We start from the raw sequence: 2,043 nt of genomic DNA on the forward strand, positions 1-2,043 counted from the left end.
AGAAGCAAAAATGGATTAGCGGCGGACGGGTGAGTAACACGTGAGTAACCTACCTTAGACATTGGGATAGCCTCGGGAAACTGGGATTAATACCAAATAAAATCATAGAAGCACATGCAACAATGATCAAAACTCCGGTGGTCTAAGATGGACTCGCGTCCCATTAGCTAGTTGGTAAGGTAAAGGCTTACCAAGGCGACGATGGGTAGCCGGCCTGAGAGGGTGAACGGCCACATTGGAACTGAGAAACGGTCCAAACTCCTACGGGAGGCAGCAGTGGGGAATATTGCACAATGGAGGGAACTCTGATGCAGCGACGCCGCGTGAACGAAGAAGGCTTTCGAGTCGTAAAGTTCTTTTATATGGGAAGATAATGACGGTACCATAAGAAAAAGCCCCGGCTAACTACGTGCCAGCAGCCGCGGTAATACGTAGGGGGCTAGCGTTGTCCGGAATCACTGGGCGTAAAGGGTTCGCAGGCGGAAATGCAAGTCAGGTGTAAAAGGCAGTAGCTTAACTACTGTAAGCATTTGAAACTGCATATCTTGAGAAGAGTAGAGGTAAGTGGAATTTTTAGTGTAGCGGTGAAATGCGTAGATATTAAAAAGAATACCGGTGGCGAAGGCGACTTACTGGGCTCATTCTGACGCTGAGGAACGAAAGCGTGGGTAGCAAACAGGATTAGATACCCTGGTAGTCCACGCTGTAAACGATGAGTGCTAGGTGTCGGCAGAAGTCGGTGCCGCAGTTAACACAATAAGCACTCCGCCTGGGGAGTACGTGCGCAAGCATGAAACTCAAAGGAATTGACGGGGACCCGCACAAGCAGCGGAGCATGTGGTTTAATTCGAAGCAACGCGAAGAACCTTACCAGGGCTTGACATACTGAGGACAAGTATAGAGATATACCGTCTTCTTCGGAAGCCTCAATACAGGTGGTGCATGGTTGTCGTCAGCTCGTGTCGTGAGATGTTGGGTTAAGTCCCGCAACGAGCGCAACCCTTATCTTTAGTTGCCAGCATTTAGGATGGGGACTCTAAAGAGACTGCCGATGACAAATCGGAGGAAGGTGGGGATGACGTCAAATCATCATGCCCTATATGTCCTGGGCTACACACGTGCTACAATGGGAGGTACAAAGGGAAGCGAAATAGAGATATTAAGCAAACCTCAAAAAGCCTCTCTCAGTTCGGATTGTACTCTGCAACTCGAGTACATGAAGATGGAGTTGCTAGTAATCGCAGATCAGAATGCTGCGGTGAATGCGTTCCCGGGTCTTGTACACACCGCCCGTCACACCATGGGAGCTTGTAATACCCGAAGCCTGTGAGCAAACCGCAAGGGAGCAGCAGTCGAAGGTAGGATAAGTGACTGGGGTGAAGTCGTAACAAGGTAGCCGTATCGGAAGGTGCGGCTGGATCACCTCCTTTCTAAGGAAAAAGCTTCACACTATTTTAATTATATATGGGGGTATAGCTCAGTTGGGAGAGCGCCTGCCTTGCAAGCAGGAGGTCAGGAGTTCGAATCTCCTTATCTCCACCAGACTAACAAAAAAGTTAGTTAAAACTTCTCACAAAGAGAAGAGAAGCATAACAACTTAAAACTAATCAAAATTTCAAAAAAAAACAATGAACTGGAAAAACAGAAATGTTTAAAACAAAGGTCAAGTTAAGAAGAGCACTAGGAGAATGCCTAGGCACCAAGAGGCGAAGAAGGACGTGACAAGCTGCGAAAAGCTACGGGTAGGAGCAAATATCCGAAGAACCGTAGATATCCGAATGGGGAAACCCACCTCGTAAGAGGTATCCCATACCCAATAAATAAGTATAGGAAGCGAACCAGGTGAACTGAAACATCTAAGTAACCTGAGGAAAAGAAAGAAAACTCGATTCCCGAAGTAGCGGCGAGCGAACAGGGAAGAGCCCAAAGTGCAGAAAGAAAAAATAGCCAGTCGAATCATCTGGGAAGAAGAACCAAAGAGGGTAAAAGTCCCGTAGACGAAAGCGAAGATATCTAGCACAAAAGAGTACCACAGAACACGAG

Annotated in this window: 1 tRNA gene and 2 rRNA genes; all 3 read left to right on the top strand. The window is 47.4% G+C overall.

The features are described from left to right. Window positions 1-1,430, top strand: a 16S ribosomal RNA gene (locus HKO22_RS10570); the annotation flags it as partial. 36 nt (window positions 1,431-1,466) lie between these two features. After that, window positions 1,467-1,542, top strand: a tRNA-Ala gene (locus tag HKO22_RS10575). 119 nt (window positions 1,543-1,661) lie between these two features. Then, a 23S ribosomal RNA gene (locus HKO22_RS10580) occupies window positions 1,662-2,043 on the top strand; the annotation flags it as partial.

Origin of the sequence: Peptoniphilus faecalis, assembly GCF_012976305.1 — a bacterium.
GTDB classification, from domain to species: Bacteria; Bacillota; Clostridia; order Tissierellales; family Peptoniphilaceae; genus Peptoniphilus_A; species Peptoniphilus_A faecalis.